Source organism: Blautia sp. CAG:257, from assembly GCF_000433815.1.
Lineage (GTDB): Bacteria > Bacillota > Clostridia > Lachnospirales > Lachnospiraceae > Blautia_A > Blautia_A caecimuris.
The window spans coordinates 82,839-105,082 of record NZ_HF999031.1 but is presented as its reverse complement, the minus strand read 5'-3'; the positions used below and the strand labels follow the sequence as shown (position 1 = coordinate 105,082).

The following is a 22,244-nucleotide window of genomic DNA, read 5'->3' as shown; positions in this document are numbered from 1 at the left end:
AGAACCTCTGTCTGCCTTCTCTCCTGTTTTTACAGCAAATTTATTTTTCTTCGTTCTGCTTCCGTATCTCTAAGATTTCTTCCCTCACAGGCTTTCTTACCTTTTTTCGGGTCATTTCCAGAATATGCAGAGGCGTAATATCCACTGCCCTGGCCTTTACAGGATCTTTTCGAAGATATTTCTGAAGCACATGGAACAGTTCGTCCTGATGATCCGGATTCTGCATATTAATAAAATCAATCAGGATGATCCCGGAAAGATTGCGAAGCCGTATCTGGCGGGCAATTTCCTCAGAAGCTTCAAGATTGATCTTCCGGTAGGTTTCCTCTGCCTTTTTCTTTCCCGTATATTTGCCGCTGTTTACGTCAATGGAAGCAAAGGCCTCAGTCTGCTGGATCACAAGAAAACCGCCGCTTTTCAGCCATATTTTTTCCTGCTGCACCTCTTCCAGAGCATGTTCCAACCGGTACAGCTTATAAACAGGCAGAAGCTTATCCTCATAAAAACTCAGCTTCTCAAGCTCATCCGGTATAAAATCCTCCAGATATTTCTGCAGTTTCTCATGAATTTCCGGAATGTCCGTAATAATTTCCTCCAGATTTCGGCTGTACACATCACGGACTGCTGCCACATAAAAAGGTTCCGCCTCATAGAGAAGGCTGAAGCAGGTACGGTTCTGCCCGTTGACCGCCACCTTTTCGTAAGTTTTTTTCAGGCAGAAAAGCTCATGGAGAAATTCCTCTTTGGAAGCCTCTGCTGCATTGGTGCGGGCGATCAGTCCATAGCCTCTGTCCTTAAGCTCCCTTTCCGGTTCCAGCCATTTATTCAGAAGGCTGCTTTCTTCCTTTGTAAGCTTTCCGGAAAAACCAAGCTTCCGGTTTCCTGTTGTAAGCACCAGGTATTTTCCCGGAAAGTTCAGGTTTGTGGTAAGAGCAGGAAGCTTTCCCTTCATAGCGTCCCTGCTTACCTGAACCAGAAGCTCGTCTCCTGCCCTTAGTGGGGCAGTTCCTTTCCTTCCGGCAGTAAAAATCACCTGTTCCGGCGGAACAAGAGGCAGATATCCGGTAAGTCCGTCCCCAAAGCGCACAAAAGCCGCCTGGATATTCTGGGCGATCTTTTCAATCTGTCCCACATAAATGTTATTCAGAATACTTTTTTTCCCTGCTGCTTCAAGCCTCAGCTCCATGATCTTCTGATTTTCTGCGACAGCGCACACAATGGAGGAGCAGCCCCAAAGCTTCAGTTCTGTGATGATCAGCTTACTCAACTTTTTCTCCCAGGGCTTCCAACGGAAGGAAACGGGGATTTTTATCCTCGCCTGCATCCGCGTAAACCTCTCTCCGTTCAATCATATAGGCAAACTCCTGCGGTTCTTGATCCAGCCAGCGCACAAAGGTATCCATTACAAGCTCCGGCTTGGTGTAATTGGAGCTTGCAGAAGCCAGCTGCATAAATACGCCGCTGTCACAGGCCTCCATCTGATAAATTAACGGACGGATGTCCACAGTTTTTTCGCTGCGCTTTGTCTTTTTGGTTACTGTGATCTCCTTCTGTGCAAGAAAATCCGCCAGCTTCTCCTGCCAGTTCCCGCAGGGTTCTTTTCCCGGCCGGAAAGCAACAAAATAATCTGCGGCAGCCACAAGAGCCATAGCAGTGCTTGCCTTGCCGTCCTCTACCTGTCTTGCTGAGCTGATTGTAACGCCCTCCACCATAACTGCATTGAGACGATCTTCAATTTCTGCTGTAGGAACTTTTTCCGTAAGCTCCATATCAAAGTATTCTCCCAGACTTGTGGTTCCCACGCCAAGAGGAGCTGCAAAGGACATGATCATATGAGGACTGTAGCCTCCGGAAAATGCCACCGGAAGCTCTGCTCTGCGGATGGCTTTCTGGAAGTAGCGCATGGTATCCAGATGGCCCACAAACTTCATTGCTCCTGTTTTTGTAAATTTAATTCTGACCTTCATGGCACACACCTCCTCCATATCTTTTCGCCCCGCAGCCGGAACATCTCTGACGGCAGTTAGGGGTCACTGTCTCCGCCTTTGCCTGTTTCCATTCGCGGATCAGAAATTCTTTGCTTACGCCTGCGTCAATAAAATCCCAGGGAAGGATCTCATCTGTGTCCCGTTCACGAAGAGTATAAAACTCCATGTCAACGCCGGTTTCTGCAAAAGCTTCCTTCCAGATGTCATATCGGAAGCTTTCAGACCAGGCATCATAGAGAGCTCCTTTTTCATAGGCTTTCAGGATTACTTTGGAGCTTCTTCTGTCGCCTCTTGCCAGGAAACCTTCAAGAACCGTAACATCCGGTTCATGCCAGCTGTACCTGATGCTGCGCTGATTTAACTGAGAACGGATTTCATTTTTTACGATTTTTGCTTTTTCAATAAATTCCTCTTCCCTGAACATAGGCGCCCACTGGAACGGTGTAAAGGGCTTTGGCACAAAGAAGGAGGTGCTCACATTGATCTGCACTTTACCGTTTCGCTTATCCTTTGGAATCTCATAGTAACGTTCTGCAATTTTTTCCGCAAGGTGGGCGATCCCCTTCATATCCTCTTCGGTTTCTGTGGGAAGTCCCAGCATAAAGTAGAGCTTTACACGGTTCCATCCACCTTCAAAGGCCTGTCCGGCTCCGTGAAGGATATCTTCCTCTGTAAGTCCCTTGTTGATCACATTGCGGAGGCGCTGAGAACCGGCCTCCGGCGCAAAGGTAAGGCTGCTTTTCTTTACATCCTGTACCTTGCTCATAACGTCCAGCGCAAAGGCGTCAATACGCAGAGACGGAAGGGAAATATTTACTGCCTTATCCCGGAACTCATCGATCAGAAAGTTTACAAGTTCCTTCAGTTCACTGTAATCACTGGAGCTTAAGGAGCTTAAAGAAATTTCCTCATGTCCGGTATTTTTTAACATGATCCGGGCAGCTTCCTTCAGATCCTCAATATCCCTTTCCCTTGTAGGACGGTATATCATCCCGGCCTGGCAGAAACGACAGCCCCGGATGCAGCCTCTCTGAATCTCCAGAGTCACACGGTCCTGGGTTGCTTTAATAAAAGGAACCACAGGCGCTTCCAGAAAATTATAGTCCCTGTCCATATCCATAACCAGCTGCTTTTCTACCTTAGAAGGAGCTTCCGGCTGATTTGGCGTAAAGGACGCAATGGTGCCGTCCTCCTGATAGGTTACATCATAAAAAGCAGGCACATAAATTCCCGGAATCTGCGCTGCCTTTAAAAGAAAATCTTTTTTTGTTCCCCCTGCCTTTTTGTTTGCAATATAAGCATCAAAAAGCGCATCATAGGCAGTTTCTCCCTCTCCGATATAGAAAAGATCAAAGAACTCTGCCAGCGGCTCCGGATTATAGGCGCAGGCGCCTCCTCCGATCACAAGAGGAAATTCCTCCCCGCGTTCTTTGGCCAGAAACGGAATCTGAGAAAGATCCAGAAGCTGCAGAACATTGGTGTAACACATTTCATAGCCCAGAGTAATGCCCAGAAAATCAAAGTCACGCACCGGTTCCTGGGATTCCAGAGCAAAAAGAGGTATCTTCTTCTCCCGCATGATCTTATCCAGATCCGTCCACGGGGAAAACAGACGCTCACACCATACGTCCTCTCTTTTATTAAACATATCATAAAGGATGGCCATTCCAAGATTGGACATGCCGATCTCATAAACATCTGGGAACGCCATGCAGAATCTCAGGTCCACCTTACCCTTATCCTTCATCACTGAGTTGACCTCACCTCCGATATAGCGGGCGGCCTTGTCAATGCTCATTAAAATTTCATCATCTAATGCAAGTTTTCTCATATATCTCCTTTCGTTTTTGTGTAATGCCAACAAAATACGTCACTCTTTTTTTCGTAGTTTACTTTTTTCCATTACATAACACAATGTATAATTATACATCCTGTAACTTATAGTATCTGACAGCATACAGCATGGATTTTTATGCATTATTATCTACAGCGTTCTTCCATTTTCTGAACTACCTGAAACTCTTTTGACCTATCTGATACTTTTTGCTATGAAACAGAAGAACAGATGATGGAATGGCACATAAACCCAAAATATTATATCCTTATTATAAAGAGAGTTCAAGCAAATCTTTTGGACAGATGCAAATATCCAGAGGGTTTATTCTATCGGTACAATCGCAAAATAGTTTTAACAGTTTTTCTATATTATGTTCCCCCGCTGTTTTAAAAGAAGAAAACCGCCTTTGCCGGCGGTTCTCTGTATTCTGTTTCACAAACTTCCACATAGTAGTTTCCGGTTCCATTGATGATAGGGCGCAGATAAAGAAGAAATGCCCGTCACAAATAATCAGGCAAGAATGGAAAACCCTATCCTTCATCACTGAATTGACCATCCTCCCAGTTGCCGGACAAAAACCATGTGTTCTCTGTGTTTTTAAAGGGCGCTTTTTATTTCTCTGACATAAGCGCCAATATGCTGTGGAGCATTTTCCCCATACTGTTCTAAAAGCTTTATAATTGCAGAGCCTACAATTACGCCATCTGCATACTCTGCCATTTTCTTTGCCTGCTGCGGTGTAGAGATGCCAAATCCAACAGCACAGGGAATTTTCGTATTCTCACGAACAGCCTTGACTATAGAAGCCAGATCTGTCTTAATCTCCTGCCTCATTCCTGTTACGCCAAGACTGGACACAATATAAATAAAGCCCTCTGCCTCTCTGGCAATCATGGCAATACGTTTTTCAGAAGTAGGGGCCACCATGGAAATCAATTCTATGCCATATTGTTTACACAGTGGATGAAATTCTTCTTTTTCCTCAAAGGGAAGATCCGGAAGGATCAGTCCGTCGATTTCAGACTCCCGGCATTCAGATACAAATCTTTCCACACCATATGAAAATACGACATTCGCATAGGTCATAAACACCAATGGTACTTTTACATCTTTTCGCAGTTCTTTTACAAATGTAAAAATTTTGTCTGTAGTGATTCCGGCATTTAATGCTCTTAAGTTGGCTCCCTGAATAACAGGTCCTTCTGCAGTGGGATCAGAAAACGGAATTCCAAGTTCAACCAGATCTGCTCCGTTTTCAACAGCAGCACGCACAACTTCTGCCGTTGTTTCCAGATCCGGATCACCACATGTAACAAACGGAATAAACACCTTTCCTTTTTCAAATACTTTACTTATTTTACTCATAAATATTCTCTCCTCTGTAACGGGCAATCGATGCGCAGTCCTTGTCGCCTCTGCCGGAAATGGTAATCACAACAATTTTATCTGTTTCCATTGCAGGTGCAATTTTCATTCCGTGAGCAACTGCATGTGCGGATTCGATTGCAGGAATAATTCCTTCTGTCCTGGCAAGATATTCAAATGCGCCTACTGCCTCCTCATCTGTTACCGGCACATATTCAGCTCTCCCGATATCATGCAGATAAGAATGCTCCGGTCCTACTCCTGGATAATCAAGTCCGGCAGAAATAGAGTAAACAGGAGCAATCTGTCCGTATTGATCCTGACAGAAATAGGATTTCATTCCGTGAAAAATCCCGGGTTTTCCGGTTGCGATCGTAGCCGCTGTTTCCGCAGTATCAATTCCTCTTCCTGCGGCTTCACAGCCAATCAGACGTACCTGTTTATCTTCAATAAAATGATAAAAACTTCCGATTGCATTGGAACCTCCCCCCACGCAGGCTACCACCGCATCCGGCAGTCTTCCTTCTTTCTGAATCATCTGCTCTTTGATCTCCCTGGAAATCACTGACTGAAAATCACGAACAATCACCGGAAACGGATGAGGCCCCATAACGGATCCAAGACAGTAATGAGTGTCTGACATACGTGAAGTCCATTCACGCATGGCCTCTGAAACAGCATCCTTTAACGTTGCAGTACCTGTTTTTACCGGAATTACCTCTGCTCCCAGCAATCGCATCCGATACACATTAAGCGCCTGACGGATCGTATCTTCTTCACCCATAAACACCTCACATTCCATTCCCATAAGAGCTGCTGCTGTTGCTGTTGCAACTCCATGCTGACCTGCTCCTGTTTCAGCGATCAGTCTCGTCTTTCCCATTTTTTTTGCAAGCAGAGCCTGCCCCAGTACGTTATTGATTTTATGGGCACCTGTATGATTAAGATCTTCACGTTTCAGATATATTTTTGCCCCACCCAAATCTCTGGTCATCTTTTCTGCATAATACAGTCTGGACGGTCTTCCGGCATATTCGTTAAGAAGCTCTGTAAGCTCCTGATTAAATTTCGGATCGTTTTTATAATAGTCATACGCCTCTTCCAGTTCAGTCACTGCATTCATCAATGTTTCCGGTATATACTGTCCGCCGTGAATGCCAAAACGGCCTTTTTTATTTGTCATGATCTTTCATCCCTCTTTCTTTCTGACTGCTGCAATCAATGCCTGCATTTTTCTTTTGTCTTTCCATCCATCTGTTTCAACGCCGGAACTGACATCTACCCCATATGGATTTAATTGCTCCACTGCCTTTTTTATATTTCCGATATGAAGCCCTCCGGCAAGAAAATACGGTCTCTCTACATTCTGTACCAGCTTCCAGTCAAAGGTCGTTCCCGATCCGGCTCCGGAATCTAACAAGATATAGTCTGCAGAGCACTTTTCCGCTTTATCAGCATCTTCGGCTGTTCTTATACAGAAAGCCCTGATAACCGGCTGTGCCATAAGAGACTTTAATCGTCTGATATACGCCTCATCCTCCCCGCCATGAAGCTGAACCATATCTACGATCCCTTTTCTGCAGATCTCTGCAATCTGTTCAGGATGTTTATCTGCAAAAACTCCAACTGTTTTAATCTCCGGGGCCAACCGCTTTTTTAATTCTTTTGCTTTTTCCTGAGAAATATATCTTTTACTTGTATTTACAAACACAAACCCTACATATTCCGGTCTTAGTTCATTTACTGCCTCGATATCACACAGGCGAGACAATCCACAAAGTTTTATTTTTGTCATATAACCCCTCTTAACCCGGCAAGTTTTGCTCCTTTATGCTCTGCTCTCATCAGAGTTTCTCCGATCAGCACGGCATCTGCGCCAATTTCCCGCAATTTTTTTACATCATGACCGGTAGATATACCACTTTCCGAAACAAACAGAATATCTCCGGGAATCATCTCCCGGAACCGGAAGCTATTGTGTGTATCCACAGTAAAATCTTTCAGATTACGATTATTGATCCCGATAAGACGCGCCCCCGCCTGTACTGCCATTGTCACTTCCCGTTCGTCATGAGCCTCCACCAAGGCAGAAAGCCCCATCTCATCACATATGCTGATATACTCATTAATCTGTCTCTCACTTAATATGGAACAGATTAAAAGCACTGCCGATGCCCCCAGCACTCTTGCCTCATAGATCATGTATTCATCCACTGTAAAATCCTTCCGCAAACATGGAACTGAAACTGCGCCGGCAATCCTTTTCAGGTATTCATTGCTTCCAAGAAACCATTTCGGTTCCGTAAGCACCGAGATACATTCTGCACCAGCCGCCTCGTATTCTTTTGCAATCTGAACGTACGGAAAGTCGTGAACGATAATTCCTCTGGAAGGGGAAGCTTTTTTACACTCGCAAATAAAAGAAAGACCCGGCCTTTTTATTGCATTTTCAAATTCAAATTTTTTATCTGGCAATGAGAGTGCCTGCTTCTTCAGTTCTTCCAGCGATCGTTTCCTTTTTCCCTGTTCTGTACGCTCTCTGGCATAATCCGCAAGTTGTTCTAAGATTGTCATATACATACCTCCGTACGGTTACTGACTTCAATCAGCCGGCGTAATGTAGTTAATGCTTTCCCTGAGTCAATTATTTCTGCAGCCAGTATAATACCTTCTTTTATGCTCTCCGCTTTTCCGCCGATATAAAGTGCCGCGCCGGCATTCAATAATACGGCGTCTCTTTTTGCTCCCTTTTCTCCATTTAAAACAGAAAGTGTAATTTCTGCGTTTTCTTCTGGTGTACCACCTTTCATATCTTCTTTCGTACAACGGGTAAAACCAAATTCCTCCGGCGTGATCACAGAAGTCCGGAACCATCCGTCCCGAATCTCACACACGGTTGTGGGAGCGCTCATGGAAATTTCATCCAGCCTGTCCTGCCCATATACCACCATGCCACGCCGGATTCCAAGGCTGATCAGTACCTGCGCCAATGGCTCTACAAGATACTCGTCATATACGCCAAGAAGCTGCAGGGAGGGCGTTCCCGGATTCGTAAGTGGTCCGAGAATATTAAATACCGTACGGAACCCCAGTTCTTTACGTATTGCACCCACATATTTCATTGAGGTATGGTATTCCTGTGCAAAGAAAAAACACATTCCCACCTCGTTCAGCAGTTCCAGACATCTTTTCGGACTCTGACGGATATTGACGCCAAGAGCCTCCAGGCAGTCTGCTGTACCGCATTGTGAAGATGCAGCACGATTTCCGTGTTTGGCAACCTTCATACCTCCGGCAGCGGCAACCAGCGCTGATGTTGTAGATATATTAAAGCTGTGTGCATTATCGCCGCCGGTTCCTACGATTTCAAAAATATCCATTCCGGTTTCCACCTGTGTAGCATGCGCTCTCATTGCCGCCGCACATCCGGCAATTTCATCAATCGTTTCCGCTCTTGTACTTTTTGTTGACAAAGCTGCAAGAAAGGCCGCATTCTGCGTAGCGGTTGTCTGACCGCTCATGATCTCATTCATAACAGCATAAGCCTCGTCATATGTAAGATCCTCTTTATTTACGAGCTTTACAATAGATTCTTTAATCATAAGCCGGCCTCCTTTATAAAATTTCCAAGTATTTGCTTTCCATTGGGTGTCATAATAGATTCCGGATGAAATTGTACTCCATAAACCGGATATTCTTTATGCTGAACAGCCATTACTTCTCCCTTTTCTGTAAGAGCAGTAATTTTCAGACAATGAGCAAGCGTATCCTTATCTGCTATAAGAGAATGATACCGGGCAACAGGAGCAGTCCGGGGACAGCCGGTAAATAACGGGCAATCCAGGTCAAAAGTTACATTCGACTGCTTCCCATGCATCTGCTCTTTTGCATACGTTATTTTTGAACCATATGCCGCACATATTGCCTGATGTCCAAGGCATACGCCAAGAATCGGGGTTCTCTTTCCCATTGTTTTTATAAGATCTATAAGAACACCTGCATCTTCCGGTCTGCCGGGACCAGGTGACAGAATTATGCACTCCGGCATAAGTTGCCTGATTTCCTCTACCGTCATTTCATCATTACGGATCACTTTCAGATCTGTTCCTGTTTCGCCAATCATCTGATAGAGGTTGTAAGAAAAACTGTCATAATTATCAATAATCAATATCATGCCTTCACCTCCTGTGCAAGCTGCAGAGCTTTCAGAGAAGCTTTTGCCTTATTCAAACATTCTTCGTACTCTTTTTCAGGTATAGAATCTGCCACAATCCCTGCTCCGCTGCGAACAAACACTTTTCCGTTTTTCTTATAAACAATACGGATGGCTATGCAGGTATCCATATTCCCGGTAAAATCAATATAACCAACAGCGCCTCCGTAAATTCCCCGTCTATTATTTTCCAGCTGTCCAATAATCTGGCAGGCCCTGATCTTTGGCGCACCAGACAGCGTCCCGGCCGGTAATACTGCCTCAATGGCATCCAGCGCATCACATTCTGCCCTGATTTTTCCACTTACGGTAGAACCGATATGCATAACATGAGAGAATCTTTCTATGGAATGAAGTTTTTCTACCTTTACAGTACCAAACTGACTGATTTTCCCAAGATCATTTCTTCCGAGATCCACCAGCATATTATGTTCTGCCAGTTCTTTTTCATCTGCCAGTAATTCTTTTTCCAGAGCTTTGTCTTCCTCCCCGTTTTTTCCTCTTGGACGGGTTCCTGCAAGAGGAAAGGTATATAGTGTGCCATTTTCCAGTTTTACAAGTGTTTCCGGAGAAGCTCCTGCAACTTCAACATCTGTTCCGGAAAAATAGAACATATACGGAGAAGGATTGATTGTTCTGAGAATACGATACGTATTCAGAAGGCTTCCTTCAAAAGGAACAGATAAACGGTTTGACAATACAATCTGAAAAATATTTCCTTCATGGATGTGTTCCTTTGCCCGTTCTACCATAGTGCAGAACTGTTCTTTACTGAACAGTTCAGTAACTTCACCCTGCAGCTTTCCACCTGTTTCCCTTGTCTTTTTGCCATTTCTGAGCAGATCGGCAAGCTGCCTCAGCTCCATAACTGCTTTGTGATATCCGGTCTCCACATCCCGAAGAGACATATTGACAATAAGAATAATTTTTTGTCTGACATGATCAAATGCTATTACTTTATCAAACAGCATCAAATCCATATCCTGAAAATTTTCAGTGTCTTCCACAGTACATTTTGCTGTCGGTTCACAGTATCCCATATAGTCGTAGGAAAAATATCCGACAAGACCTCCCGTAAAGGCTGGAAGGTATTCAAATCCGGGGCTTTTATACTCTGCAAGAATTTTTCTGAGATAATCGGAGGGATGTTCCGTTTTCAGTTTTATATCTCCGATTTTCATTTCCCCATGGGCGCAGGTAATTTCCAGCTTTGGATCAAAACCTAAAAATGTGTACCGCCCCCAGTTTTCATTTTCCCGCGCAGATTCCAGCATATAACAATGCATAGATACATTTTTCAAAATTTTTATTGCTTCCACAGGCGTTATAAAATCAGATAGAATCTCACAGCTGACCGGTATTACCTTGTATGCTCCATCTGAAGCAATTTTCCTTACATCTGCCAAAGTCGGTAAAATATTCATGATCTGTACCTCCACTTTAAAAATTCATTATGTTTTCAGCGCTGCAATCTGCCCAGAGCAGTCCGGGATTTATCTGATATTCCGGAAAATAAAAACGCCCCTGACAGAAATAAATCTCTGTCAAGGACGAATTACGTACATCAGTAAAAGTACGACACTATCCGCGGTGCCACCTTGAATTCACAGAATGACCTGTGCACTTAGCAGGATACCAGCATATCCCCGGCAACTGACGTATGCCCACACGTTGCAGAATACTCTGGGAATATCCCCATTTGACTGCACCCTCAGCGGTCCATTTGACAATTTGTTTCTCATCCGGCTCTCAGCTTCCCGGACTCTCTGTAAAGGCATCATTGACGTTATCTCCGCTTCAACGGTTTAATATATTAAATTTTTTCACAGTATAACATTGCTGTTTCTGTCTGTCAAGATAATTTTTATATTTTTTCGGGATTTTTGTAGTAGTCTAAAATAAAAGATATTTTAACATCTTTTATCAGCCTTATATGACATTATAATTACTGCTTTCAGTTTAAATCCCTGGTCTCCACATGATAAACCGACAGGAATGCAAAAAGCAGGGAGAGTACCATAAGCCCAAAATCCACACCGCAAGCATTTGAGAAATAAGAATTTTCTGCCGCTTAATAGGAAACAAAAACATAAGATTCATGGTTTTATTTTTGTAAGCGTTTACAATGCAGGCGGACAGATAGCTGCGTAACATTTTGCTTATTTCTTTATCATCTTCAATCAGGAGAATTTTCATATGTATTATTTCCTTTCTACGCCGTCAGTCGATTTCATCGGATTCCACATAAGCCTTTTTTTCAAACCACATCCGGAATCTCTGTGCCCAGGTATCACAGGAAAATTTCAGTTTATGTCTTTTCCCGTCTATATCTTCATACAGCACAGAATAAACTTTTCCCCTGGCATACTCTCCATTCTCAGTCTCCACCCGTGAACCAATAATACGTTTGATATAAGCTCTGTGACAAAGAATAAATCCTCCCCGGTCACAGTCCAGGTACCAGTCTCGTTCCCATTCCGAACGGTCATAATCTGTTCTCTCCTTCCAGGAAATACCGAGCCTGCGCTCCTGCTTCCATACCTTAACCAGACTGATCAGAGGGATGCCGTAGGAACACGGCACAACCATCGCAAAACAAAAAAATATAATTTTAATTCCTTCAGAATCGGAATGCCTGTAACATAACACGAAAGCGCCTATGGCTATACAGGCAATCAATAAAATAACAAATACTGTAATTCCGGACCAAAAAAATATCCCGGTCAGAGAAAAATCATAAATTGTTTTTTCTTTATTTCTGCCGCTTTTCATTATTTTTTCTCCCATATGTTACTATCTCAAAGCCTTTTTGGCCAGTCTGGTATCCATCACATCTTTTTTCTCAGACTGTCAGATAACACTTCTCATCCAGTCATTAAGAAAGGCAAGTTGCTCCTTCGTATGAAACCAATGCTCTCCGCCTTTCATAACCGTAAGGTGTGCCTCATGTGAATCCATAAACTTTTTCACTGTCTGAAGTGTTGTCATAGAATCATTTTCCCCATATAGAATCTCTGTAGGTATTTCCCATGATATAGGATGCTCTCTGACATAACAGAGATATTTCCATGACAGGGTTTCTCCAAAATCTGTAGGAATCTCTTCTTTTTCAGCCAGTTCATCCTCTGATACCTCTGCCCATCTCATCATATCCAGAATCAGACGTTCCATATCAAGGATCGGTGATATAAAAAAAGCTTTTTTAATATCAGTTTTTTGCAGGGTATGCATGGAAAAATAAGCGCCAATACTGTTTGCCAGCACATAAATACAGTCATATTTTTTGTTTAACCGGATATAAACATCCAGGATTTTTTCCCGTACAAGCCAGGGGAAATCATCTTCATAATCCACCCCGTAAATATTGCACTCCGGACAGTTTTGCCTGTATTGTTCAGCTTCCCGATGATTCCCGCCTTTTCCATGGATATATATAATTGCTTTTTTCAAGTCCTTTTCCTCTCTTTTGTTATTTCAAATTTCATAGTCCTTTTGGATTTTGCCATGCAATGCTTCAAGAAGCTGTAACTATGGAATTTCACAAACTCAACAGTAATTTTCAGAATTTTCTTTTTCTGTATCCTCTTTTTTCACAATGCGGCTGATGCTTATCATTAAAGAAATTCAAACCATATCCCTACTATTACAAGCATTATTCCTAAGATTCTCCCAGCGATTTTAGATTTTTGATAACCTAAGAAAGAAACTGTTTCAGGAGTTGTAAATGGTAGTATGACAACATCCATACCCATTAGTATGATTCCGGTGCCTGCTGCGAAAGTATGATTCCGTAGGACGCCATAAAACATAATCAGAAATCCCATGATCATACCCATAATAAAATATTTGATTTGATGTTGATCCTTCTCACTGCTCTTTCTGTAATGCTGTTCACATTCACTGCAGCAAAAATCATAACTGCCTCTTAAATCTTTTCCACAATATCTGCATTTTTTCATTTCAGATCACCTCAATGATTCTCATCTGCTGTCTGCCGCTCATAGGTCTGTCACGCCAAAGCCGACAGAAAATCCATTGTTTCAGAATCTCCTGTAAAATTAATGTGTATCTGCAGAACCAGGCCTGCTTATTCGCCACGGTGCTGGCGGATAATAAAGTAAAGCAAAAAACAAAATGTTACCATAGAAGCTCCCATACAGGGAAAATAAATCTCACCGGACATCCTGGCAACAGACGGATGGCTCAGAATACACAGGATAACACAGAAGATGAAGGCAGCTCCGCTGAGAAGAATATACAGAGGATTTCTGTTCTCAGCCGGCTCCAGCACATTCTCCCAGGTTTTTCTCCGCTCCAGCTCCTGTAACAGCATTTGTTCGTCCTGGATTCCCTTAACCAGAAAATATGTGCGCCGCACCACATGTCTGGCAGAATGACATGCCTGGCATCGGAAAGCATAATGACTGCGGTTTTCTTTAATACTTAATACCTTCAGGATTTCATCTGCTCCTTTTGGGAGAAAAGGCTGTTTCCCCTGCCTGCGTAAAAATGCCTGCGTTTCCATGGAACTGATAGCAAATCCCAGAAATCCATCTCCATGACTGGAGAGCCCGCGGGCATCCATAACCCATAAACGGTCATTTTCTGTCAGAAAAAAAATTGTGGCATCCTGCATTCCCCGATATCCCATACGTACCGCCAGCGCAATACTCAGGGCAGTGGCAAAAAGTACCAGAATCATAGAAAAACTTTGCTGAGGCAATCCAAAAGAAAGAGACAGAAACGTTCCTGTAAAAAGCAACGCTGTCATCAGCAACACAATTCCAAGAATACCGCCAACCGTCCGATACCCATATTGGCTTTTCTTCCCGGTCTCCGGGGACATCCAAACCTTTTTCAGTTCCATAAACCTGTCTCCTTCTCATTTTTTACATATACTGAATCATCAACATTCCAATCGCTATCCATATCCTACAGCATGATATCAGAAATAAAATACAGCATTTCAGGGATTCATTTACCGTTCAGATTCTTTTCCTATTATGCATCCTTTTCTTTGTCTGTAATTTATAATAGCATTATATATTACCAGATGTTTTTTGTATATGTTTTATTTTCAGATAAAACTCCTATTCTGTTTGTCTGAAGATTTCTCAGGGATGAAAAACTCAAAAAAAGGACAGCGTTCCGTTTTCCGGAAAACCATCCTTTTAAATCACCAGAATATACTTTTTACTGAAGCTCCACACCCCAGATCTTGCAGTCTCTTGTTCCCACAACCGCTGTGCTTCCATAGACGGCCGGGGAGGATTCAATCACACCTTCGCTGAGAGAAAGAGTGTCGTATACCTGTCCGGTCCTGCCGTCAAGGAAATACATATTTCCATCGCTGCTGCAGTAGAGAACTTTGCCGTTTCCCTCTTTATCATACACGCACACCGGGGAGGACCAGGCATAGCCTGACTTATGCTCCCACACAAGTTCTCCTGTTTTTTTGTCCAGGCAGTGAAGCACGCCGGAGGCATTGTCCTCTGTTTTGGATACAGTCACATAAATATAATCCGAAAGATTATTTTTGCCTGAGGCAATGGTGGACTGGACACCGCCGGAAACGCCGTCATCGGTATAGCACTGATAATCCGTCTGCCAGACGATCTCACCTGTTTCCGCATCCAGCTTCCAGACAGGAATGGTGGCAGAATCATAGCTTCTCCATCCCAGTCGGAAGGAGGTGCTTACATAAAGATACAGATGCCCGTTCTCTACAGAAAGCACCGGCGTTGAATTGGAATCATCCAGAATGTCCTGAACCCATACAAGCTTCATGGTATTCAGATCAAGACACATCATATTTCCGCCGTTATCTGCCATAAAAATATAATTTTTATATATGGCGGCGCTGTCTTCCATTCCCACCCAGAAGGTTTCTTCTGAAGATCTGGTGCCGTAGTAATGCCATTTCACAGTTTTTCCCGGAGATATCGAAAGACTTCCCGCTTCCGGATCGTATTGGGTATTCAGCTTAATAAGATAAAGAATGCCGTTTTCGCCGGGATAGATCAAAGTATCTGTTTCTGTATCCACTAAAGGTGAGGAATCAAAAAAGCTCAGACTTCCCCTCAGAGAAAATTCATCATTGTCCCCAAAGGTATACATGGTGCTGCAGTCCAGAAGATTCACCACAAAGACCCGGGCAGTTCCCTCATCGCTGTTGTATCCTGCTCCCACATAGAGGATCGGATAGCCTCTGGGATCCAGCGCTCCGGAACCTTTGAAGGTATAGCCAAGATACAGAGCGTCTCTTGTTTCTTTTCCGGTTTCCAGATCAAGAAAGTAAACATATCCGTCCATGCAGGCGTAGATCACTTCCACAAGATTTTCTTTTTCTTTCGCCCAGTCGTACATATTCATATGGGACCGGATCTCCTTTGGCCACTTCTGCATCAGAGGCTGACCGGTCCATCCGCTTCCGGTCCACACCGTATCTCCTGAAGAAAGAGAGCCCGTATCCTTTGACCAGATTTTAGACAGAGTATTTTCTTTTATATCTGCTGTTCCAAACGCAGCCGTATCCCGGAAATTATTTCCGCGGAAAGTAACAATCCCATCTGCTTTTGTGTACTTGTCTCCCATTCCAAAAGCAATTTCCTGATCCGCAGCGTAGCCATCCACATTCTCTATCAGAGTTCCGTCTACTTCCAGCTCTGTGTACTCGATCAGCTTCTCCGGTCTGGTCGCCTCCGTACTTCGGGGGGCAAAAGCGATCTCTTCTGTTTTCTGCATATCAAGGGGCTGATCCTGGGCATCATTCTTTTTGGCTGCAGTCTGCACGGACTTTTTATGATCTCCGGCTTCCCCGGTTCCCAGACTGCGCACCAGAAAAATAGCTGAACATCCTATGATACAGATTACCAGCAGCAGAAGACCTGCTTTTATTTTTCCGGCTTTTTTCCACAAGATCAGTCTTGAAGGCGAGGAATGCTTCCGGGGATCTCTGCGTTCCGGCACACTTCCATAAGACGAGGCATGTTTCCGTGAGGCTGTTTTTCTGTCAGCAGCTGATCTGGAACGGGATACGCTCCTTACATACTCACGCTCCTCCCGCACTCTTTTTTCCGGATGTTTTTGCGGGGAATGATTTTTAGGCGGACGGTAGTTACTTTTTCTTACATGAGAATATTTTTTCTGTTTCATACGTTTGCTCCTTTATACATGACAAAAGGCCAGAAGCCCGGCCTTTCCTATGTCTTTATCTTCTTGCCAGCTCTCTGGTGATCTCCTCCCAGGTCACGCCCCTTTCTGCCATCAGTACCATGACATGATAAAGAAAATCTGAAATTTCGTATTTCATTTCATCCTTGTCCGGATTCTTGGCGGCAATGACGATCTCTGTGCATTCCTCTCCTACTTTTTTCAGGATTTTATCAATGCCTTTATCAAAAAGATAATTGGTATAAGAGCCTTCCTTTGGATGCTCCTTTCTGTCAAGGATCACATCATATACCTCCTGAAAGACCCTGAGAGGATTGGTATCGTCATATTCCTTTTTCATAAGCGGCTTAAAAAAACAGGTTTTGTTTCCTGTATGGCAGGCAGCGCCCACCTGAGCTACTTTTGCAAGAATCGTATCATTATCGCAGTCCAGAGTAAGGGATTTTACATACTGTACATGCCCTGAAGTCAGCCCCTTTGTCCACAGTTCCTGACGGCTTCTGCTCCAGTAGGTCATTTTTCCGCTGTCAAGAGTGGTCTGAAAGGCTTCTTCGTTCATATAAGCCAGCATCAGCACCTCGTCTGTTTTATAATCCTGGACCACTACCGGAATCAGACCATCGCTGTTCAGCTTAAATTCCGACCATGAGATCGCGCTTTCAGAAATATTCACGGGAATCCCGTTTTTTCTGCACAGCTCCTTAAATGCAGTAAGATCTGTGTCAGAAGCGCTTACAAAGGCTCCGCTTAAACCGCCCACAGCCTTTTGCTTCATAAGCTCCATCAGAGTCTCTTTATGATTTTCCTCCGTGTGGAGGATCACCTGCATGGACGAAACCTTTTCCACCTCGTTCTGTACCGCATCCAGAGCCAGGATACCTCCTGCATAATTTTCGATCAGCTCTTTATTCTCTGTAAATTCCTCAGGAGAAGAAATACATACATACATTTTTTCCTGACCAAACCGTTTGGACATTTCTTCCAGGAGTTCTATATTACTCTGCTTGGAAAAATTCAGAGCAACCTTGGCGCAGCCTGCATAGATCAGTTTTTTTACATCTTCCATCCGGTTAATATTACCTGCTGCCATAACCGGTATTTCTGAGACGGCGCAGATCTCCCGGATCCGGGCAATGGCCTTTTCATGCTCCTCATCCCCGGAAGAAAAGTCAAAAACAAGAAGTTCATCTGCGCCATTATCGCTGTAAAAGCCTGCCAGAGCTTCTACGTCTCCGTCTCCAAAAAGATTTCTCTGGCCGAATCCTGTTACCGCCCTGCCGGATTCCAGATAAAGGCAGGGAATCAATCGTTTATTTGTCATAGATTTTCTCCTTTTATCAGATGTTTACAAACTTCCCTTTGTAGAAAGCACATCCGTGATTCTCTCGTCACAGGAAAGCGCCTGATCAAGGGCTTTTGCAAAGCTTTTGAACATAGCCTCTGCAAGATGATGACTGTTTCCGTTTGTAAGAACCTTAAAATGAAGGTTCATGCCACTGTTTATGGAAACGGCATAAAAGAATTCTCTCACCATCTCAGAAGACATGTCTCCGATCTTTTCGCAGGAAAATTCTGCGTCTGAAGAATAATAAGCCCGTCCGGACAGATCCACAGCGCAGAGAACCAGCACTTCATCCATGGGAAGAATACAGCTTCCGAATCTGCGTATTCCCTTTTTATCTGCTGCAGCCTCTTTAATGGCAGTTCCCAGAACAATTCCTGTATCTTCTATGGTATGATGGTCGTCCACCTGCAGATCTCCGTGAACGCGAATACACAGGTCAAAAAAACCATGTCTGGTAAAGCCCTCCAGCATATGGTCAAAAAATCCCACGCCGGTAATAATGTCCGAATATCCGGTTCCGTCAAGATTCAGCTTCAGTTTGATCTCCGTTTCCTTTGTATTTCGTTCAATAGATGCTTCTCGTGCCATAGCTCCTCCTTATTCCTCATCCTCAAATCTTACCGCTATGGAATTGGCATGGGCAGTAAGCTGTTCAGAGGCTGCAAACTGCTCCACGTCTTTATGGATCTTTTTCAGCGCTTTTCTGGAATAATAGACAATACTTGATTTTTTAATAAAGTCATCCACAGACAGCGGTGAAAAAAACTTGGCAGTTCCATTGGTGGGAAGCACATGGTTGGGACCTGCAAAATAATCTCCCAGAGGCTCTGAGCTGTATTCCCCAATAAAAATGGCTCCGGCATTTCTGACCTTCATCATAACCTCAAAAGGATTTCTGGTAACGATTTCCATATGCTCAGAAGCAATGGCATTGGCAGCCTCCACAGCCTGATCCATAGTTTCTGCCAGAAGGATGTAGCCGAACTGATCCAGGGATTTCTGAATGATATCCTTTCTGGAAAGTTTCTTTACAAATTCATCCACCTCACTGCTGACCTTTTCTGCCAGCTCTCTGCTTGTGGTGATCAGAATGGCGGATGCCAGCTCGTCATGCTCTGCCTGGGAAAGAAGATCTGCTGCCACAAAGCGCGGGTTTGCACTGTCATCTGCAAGAACAAGGATCTCGCTTGGGCCTGCAATGGAATCAATACTCACATGTCCGTAAACTGCTTTTTTTGCAAGAGCAACAAAAATATTTCCCGGCCCTACAATCTTGTCAACCTTTGGAATACTCTCAGTTCCATAGGCAAGAGCTGCCACTGCCTGAGCGCCTCCTGCCTTATAGATTTCATCTGCCCCGGCTTCCTTTGCCGCAACAAGAGTAGAAGGGTTTACCTTTCCATCCGGTCCCGGAGGGGTTGTCATAATGATTCTGTCCACACCTGCGACTTTGGCAGGAACAATGTTCATAAGCACGGAAGAGGGATAAACTGCCTTTCCTCCCGGCACATAAACTCCCACCTTTTCAAGAGGCGTTACCTTCTGACCCAGCATGGTTCCATCCTCCGAGGAAGTAAACCAGCTGTTCTGCTTCTGTTTTTCGTGATAGCTTCTGATATTTACCAGAGACTTCCGGATCACATCCACAAGATCCGGATCCACAGCCTCATAGGCTTCCCGGATTTCTTCCTCAGTGACCTGGACATTCTGTTCTGTGATCTCCGCCCGGTCAAATTTTTTTGTGTATGCAAAAAGAGCCCGGTCTCCCTCTTCCCTTACCTTTTCAAGAATTTCCTTTACAGCCGCCTCATAGCTGCCGTATTGGCCGGGACTTCTTTTCAGAAGATTTTCCAGAATATCCTTTGTTGTTTGTTTTGTAAGCGTTACCATACGCATAACAGATTCCCCCTTTTATCTTCCTGTGTCATAAATGCATTACTGTCTGACAACATCACGGAGCTCCATGATCAGCTTTCGGATTCTCTCATCCTCCATTTTCATGCTGACCTGATTTACGATCATTCTGGCTGACAGAGGACATACCTGCTCCAGCACCTTCAGCCCGTTCTCTTTTAAAGTGCTTCCGGTTTCCACAATGTCCACGATCACCTCAGAAAGCCCTACAATGGGAGCCAGCTCAATAGAGCCGTTCAGCTTGATGATCTCAACTGTCTGATGCTTTTTATTATAAAAATAATCCTTGGCAATATTGGGATATTTGGTTGCCACCCGGATCAGCTGGTTGGTATGGAGAAGCTCCTTTGCGCTTTCCGGTCCGCACACGCACATGCGGCAGGCTCCGAATCCCAGATCCATAACCTCGTAAAGCTTACGCCCTTCCTCCATAATGGTGTCTTTTCCTGTGATGCCGATATCTGCCGCCCCATATTCTACATATGTAGGTACATCCGGGCCTTTTGCCAGAAAAAATTTAAGCTTCAGCTCTTCATTGACAAAAATCAGTTTCCGGGAGTTTTTATCCCTGATCTCTTCACAGGTAATTCCCACCTTTTCAAAAATATCCAGGGTTTTCTGAGCAAGACGGCCCTTTGTCAGTGCAATGGTAAGATATCTCATATTACAGGCCCTCCTTCTTTTTTCTCAGAGACACGAAGCGTCCCTCTTTTCTTAAACGCTGAGCCTTTACCACAGCTTCCTCCAGTGTTTCATCTGTGTAAGTAAGAACATAGGGATCTTCATGGGAAAGAATCTCTATTTTTTGTCTGGAAAGCGCAGTAAGGAGGCTGTCTGCCATGATCACAAAACCCACAGAAGCGGCAGGTGTGCCAAAATGCTTCAAAAGCTCATTGTAGCGTCCGCCCTTTACCAGCGGTTCTCCGGTACCATAGGTATAGGCCTGAAAAATAATACCTGTATAATACTGGATCCTGCTTACCATACCAAAATCAAAACTGATATATTTTTCATATCCGTAAACCTTCATAAGCTCATAGATCCGTTCCAGGCGCTCCACTGCCTGAACTGCTGACTGATTATCTGTAAGATCTCTGGCTTTTTTCAGTACCTCCACAGAGCCAAAAAGATGAGGAAGCTCCTGAAATACTGCTGCAAGTCCGGGAGAAAGCTTCTGTTCCTCTACCAACTCCTCCACGCCAAAATAATTTTTTTCGGAAATAAGCGCCCTGAGATGTTCTTCTGCTTCCTTTTCAAGTCCTGCCTCCTTCAAAAGAGATTTAAAATAATCTACCTGTCCCACACTGACCTGAAATTCTCTTAAGCCGGAAGAAAGAAGCGCCTCCACCGTCATTGCCAGAAGCTCTGCGTCCGCCTCAGAAGAATCGTCTCCGATTCGTTCCACTCCCATCTGAGTGATCTCCTTCAGCCTGCCCTGATAACTGGAGCTGTTTACAAAGGTCTGCCCTGTATAAAACAAAGTCACCGGCTCTTTGTCCGGGGAAAAATAAGAAGCGCAGGCTCTTGAAACAGAGGGCGTAAAATCCGGTCTCAGTACAAGCGTATTCCCGTCTCTGTCAAAAAACTTATATAGCTCTCTGGAGGGAACAGTTCCCACCTCCTGGCCAAACACTTCAAAATATTCAAACGTAGGCGTCTCAATTTCTTCATAGCCATATTTCTGAAATACACTTCGGATCCTCTGCTTCAGTTCATGCTTTTGTCTGCATTCTCTGCCGTATATATCCCGGACGCCTTCCGGTGTATGAAAAATCCTCTGCATGATCCTTTCCTCCTTGCCTTCACTTTATCTCGCTACCATAATACTATATTAAACAACAAAATTATAATCAAAGAAAAATCACTTGTCAATCCCGTAAATTCAGATCTGTTTTCAGCCCCTCCAGATAAGGAACAAAAAATCCGCTCTGTCTGGGAAGATAAAACTGCTGTTCCAGCTCCTCCCTTCGAAAGCTTTTTCTGCCGCCCTTTTCCATACGCTCCCAGAATATAAGAAGCTGACGCAAAGGCAGATAATAAAAAATGTTCTCACTGCTGAAAAAGAGCAAAAAGAATGCCACTCCTCCCTGCTCTTCAAATGCTTTCATAAAGGCTACCTGATGTGAGTGGATGTTGCTTAAAGGAAAGGTATCGGTGCTGCATTCCTTTGCATCAAAGCACACAGGGATCCCCTGCACAGCGCCGATATAATCTACGGTACTGCGCTGCTCAAAATACGCCAGAGTGATCTGGTGATGATCTTTGTCCATACGAACAGGCGTAATGGGAGTAGGGATCTTCTGTATCAGTGCCAGTTTTTTTTCTGCATATTGTTCATTTGTACGATTGACAAGCTCCTCCAGGGTGGAACCCCGGAGGCCTCTGCTTACCCATGCCATAATCTTCTCC

General features: G+C 44.1%; 21 protein-coding genes and 1 pseudogene. All 22 read right to left on the bottom strand.

Features of this window, described 5'->3' with window-relative positions:
* Positions 1 to 40: 40 nt before the first annotated feature.
* Positions 41 to 1,267: a ribonuclease E/G gene (locus tag QVP40_RS05295; RefSeq protein WP_022067448.1), complete on the bottom strand. Its 1,227-nt coding sequence runs from the start codon at positions 1,265 to 1,267 to the stop codon at positions 41 to 43.
* Positions 1,260 to 1,967 (bottom strand): TIGR03936 family radical SAM-associated protein, encoded by a 708-nt coding sequence (locus tag QVP40_RS05290; protein ID WP_022067447.1) that lies wholly within the window; start codon positions 1,965 to 1,967, stop codon positions 1,260 to 1,262. Before QVP40_RS05290 ends, QVP40_RS05295 begins: the two co-directional genes overlap by 8 nt.
* The gene (locus QVP40_RS05285; RefSeq protein ID WP_022067446.1) at positions 1,951 to 3,819 is read right to left on the bottom strand and encodes a TIGR03960 family B12-binding radical SAM protein; all 1,869 of its coding nucleotides are present in this window, start codon (positions 3,817 to 3,819) and stop codon (positions 1,951 to 1,953) included. The genes QVP40_RS05290 and QVP40_RS05285 overlap by 17 nt, the downstream gene beginning before the upstream one ends.
* A gap of 603 nt (positions 3,820 to 4,422) precedes the next feature.
* Positions 4,423 to 5,190, bottom strand: a complete 768-nt coding sequence (trpA, locus tag QVP40_RS05280) for a tryptophan synthase subunit alpha (RefSeq protein WP_022067445.1) — start codon at positions 5,188 to 5,190, stop codon at positions 4,423 to 4,425.
* The gene (gene trpB, locus QVP40_RS05275; RefSeq protein ID WP_022067444.1) at positions 5,183 to 6,373 is read right to left on the bottom strand and encodes a tryptophan synthase subunit beta; all 1,191 of its coding nucleotides are present in this window, start codon (positions 6,371 to 6,373) and stop codon (positions 5,183 to 5,185) included. Before trpB ends, trpA begins: the two co-directional genes overlap by 8 nt.
* Positions 6,374 to 6,379: 6 nt before the next feature.
* Positions 6,380 to 6,985, bottom strand: coding sequence for a phosphoribosylanthranilate isomerase (locus QVP40_RS05270; RefSeq protein WP_022067443.1), 606 nt, complete (start codon positions 6,983 to 6,985; stop codon positions 6,380 to 6,382).
* Positions 6,982 to 7,764 carry an indole-3-glycerol phosphate synthase TrpC gene (gene trpC, locus QVP40_RS05265; RefSeq protein ID WP_022067442.1) on the bottom strand — a complete coding sequence of 261 codons (783 nt, stop codon included), beginning with the start codon at positions 7,762 to 7,764 and terminating at the stop codon, positions 6,982 to 6,984. Before trpC ends, QVP40_RS05270 begins: the two co-directional genes overlap by 4 nt.
* Complete coding sequence (gene trpD, locus QVP40_RS05260) at positions 7,761 to 8,792, bottom strand: anthranilate phosphoribosyltransferase (protein WP_022067441.1); 1,032 nt, start codon at positions 8,790 to 8,792, stop codon at positions 7,761 to 7,763. The genes trpC and trpD overlap by 4 nt, the downstream gene beginning before the upstream one ends.
* Complete coding sequence (locus QVP40_RS05255; RefSeq protein WP_022067440.1) at positions 8,789 to 9,364, bottom strand: anthranilate synthase component II; 576 nt, start codon at positions 9,362 to 9,364, stop codon at positions 8,789 to 8,791. The genes trpD and QVP40_RS05255 overlap by 4 nt, the downstream gene beginning before the upstream one ends.
* Entirely contained in the window at positions 9,361 to 10,827 is a 1,467-nt protein-coding gene (trpE, locus tag QVP40_RS05250) for an anthranilate synthase component I (protein WP_022067439.1), read from the bottom strand. The genes QVP40_RS05255 and trpE overlap by 4 nt, the downstream gene beginning before the upstream one ends.
* A gap of 565 nt (positions 10,828 to 11,392) precedes the next feature.
* Positions 11,393 to 11,542, bottom strand: a pseudogene (locus QVP40_RS13860) (ABC transporter permease); the annotation flags it as partial.
* A gap of 81 nt (positions 11,543 to 11,623) precedes the next feature.
* Complete coding sequence (locus QVP40_RS05240; RefSeq protein ID WP_022067437.1) at positions 11,624 to 12,175, bottom strand: hypothetical protein; 552 nt, start codon at positions 12,173 to 12,175, stop codon at positions 11,624 to 11,626.
* A gap of 78 nt (positions 12,176 to 12,253) precedes the next feature.
* Positions 12,254 to 12,853: an alpha/beta hydrolase gene (locus tag QVP40_RS05235; protein WP_022067436.1), complete on the bottom strand. Its 600-nt coding sequence runs from the start codon at positions 12,851 to 12,853 to the stop codon at positions 12,254 to 12,256.
* Between the two features lie 164 nt (positions 12,854 to 13,017).
* Complete coding sequence (locus QVP40_RS05230) at positions 13,018 to 13,362, bottom strand: hypothetical protein (protein ID WP_138270240.1); 345 nt, start codon at positions 13,360 to 13,362, stop codon at positions 13,018 to 13,020.
* 128 nt (positions 13,363 to 13,490) lie between these two features.
* Positions 13,491 to 14,270: a hypothetical protein gene (locus QVP40_RS05225; RefSeq protein WP_022067434.1), complete on the bottom strand. Its 780-nt coding sequence runs from the start codon at positions 14,268 to 14,270 to the stop codon at positions 13,491 to 13,493.
* 326 nt (positions 14,271 to 14,596) lie between these two features.
* Positions 14,597 to 16,558 carry an outer membrane protein assembly factor BamB family protein gene (locus QVP40_RS05220; RefSeq protein ID WP_022067433.1) on the bottom strand — a complete coding sequence of 654 codons (1,962 nt, stop codon included), beginning with the start codon at positions 16,556 to 16,558 and terminating at the stop codon, positions 14,597 to 14,599.
* A gap of 55 nt (positions 16,559 to 16,613) precedes the next feature.
* Complete coding sequence (gene hisIE, locus QVP40_RS05215; RefSeq protein ID WP_022067432.1) at positions 16,614 to 17,897, bottom strand: bifunctional phosphoribosyl-AMP cyclohydrolase/phosphoribosyl-ATP diphosphatase HisIE; 1,284 nt, start codon at positions 17,895 to 17,897, stop codon at positions 16,614 to 16,616.
* A gap of 24 nt (positions 17,898 to 17,921) precedes the next feature.
* Positions 17,922 to 18,509, bottom strand: a complete 588-nt coding sequence (gene hisB, locus QVP40_RS05210) for an imidazoleglycerol-phosphate dehydratase HisB (protein WP_022067431.1) — start codon at positions 18,507 to 18,509, stop codon at positions 17,922 to 17,924.
* A 9-nt stretch (positions 18,510 to 18,518) separates the two neighbouring features.
* The gene (gene hisD, locus QVP40_RS05205) at positions 18,519 to 19,817 is read right to left on the bottom strand and encodes a histidinol dehydrogenase (RefSeq protein WP_022067430.1); all 1,299 of its coding nucleotides are present in this window, start codon (positions 19,815 to 19,817) and stop codon (positions 18,519 to 18,521) included.
* Positions 19,818 to 19,856: 39 nt separating this feature from the next.
* A complete protein-coding gene (gene hisG, locus QVP40_RS05200) occupies positions 19,857 to 20,498 on the bottom strand; it encodes an ATP phosphoribosyltransferase (protein ID WP_022067429.1) in 642 nt (213 codons plus the stop codon).
* A 1-nt stretch (position 20,499) separates the two neighbouring features.
* A complete protein-coding gene (hisZ, locus tag QVP40_RS05195; RefSeq protein WP_022067428.1) occupies positions 20,500 to 21,618 on the bottom strand; it encodes an ATP phosphoribosyltransferase regulatory subunit in 1,119 nt (372 codons plus the stop codon).
* An 85-nt stretch (positions 21,619 to 21,703) separates the two neighbouring features.
* Entirely contained in the window at positions 21,704 to 22,237 is a 534-nt protein-coding gene (locus QVP40_RS05190) for a Holliday junction resolvase RecU (protein ID WP_138270235.1), read from the bottom strand.
* Positions 22,238 to 22,244 lie beyond the last annotated feature (7 nt).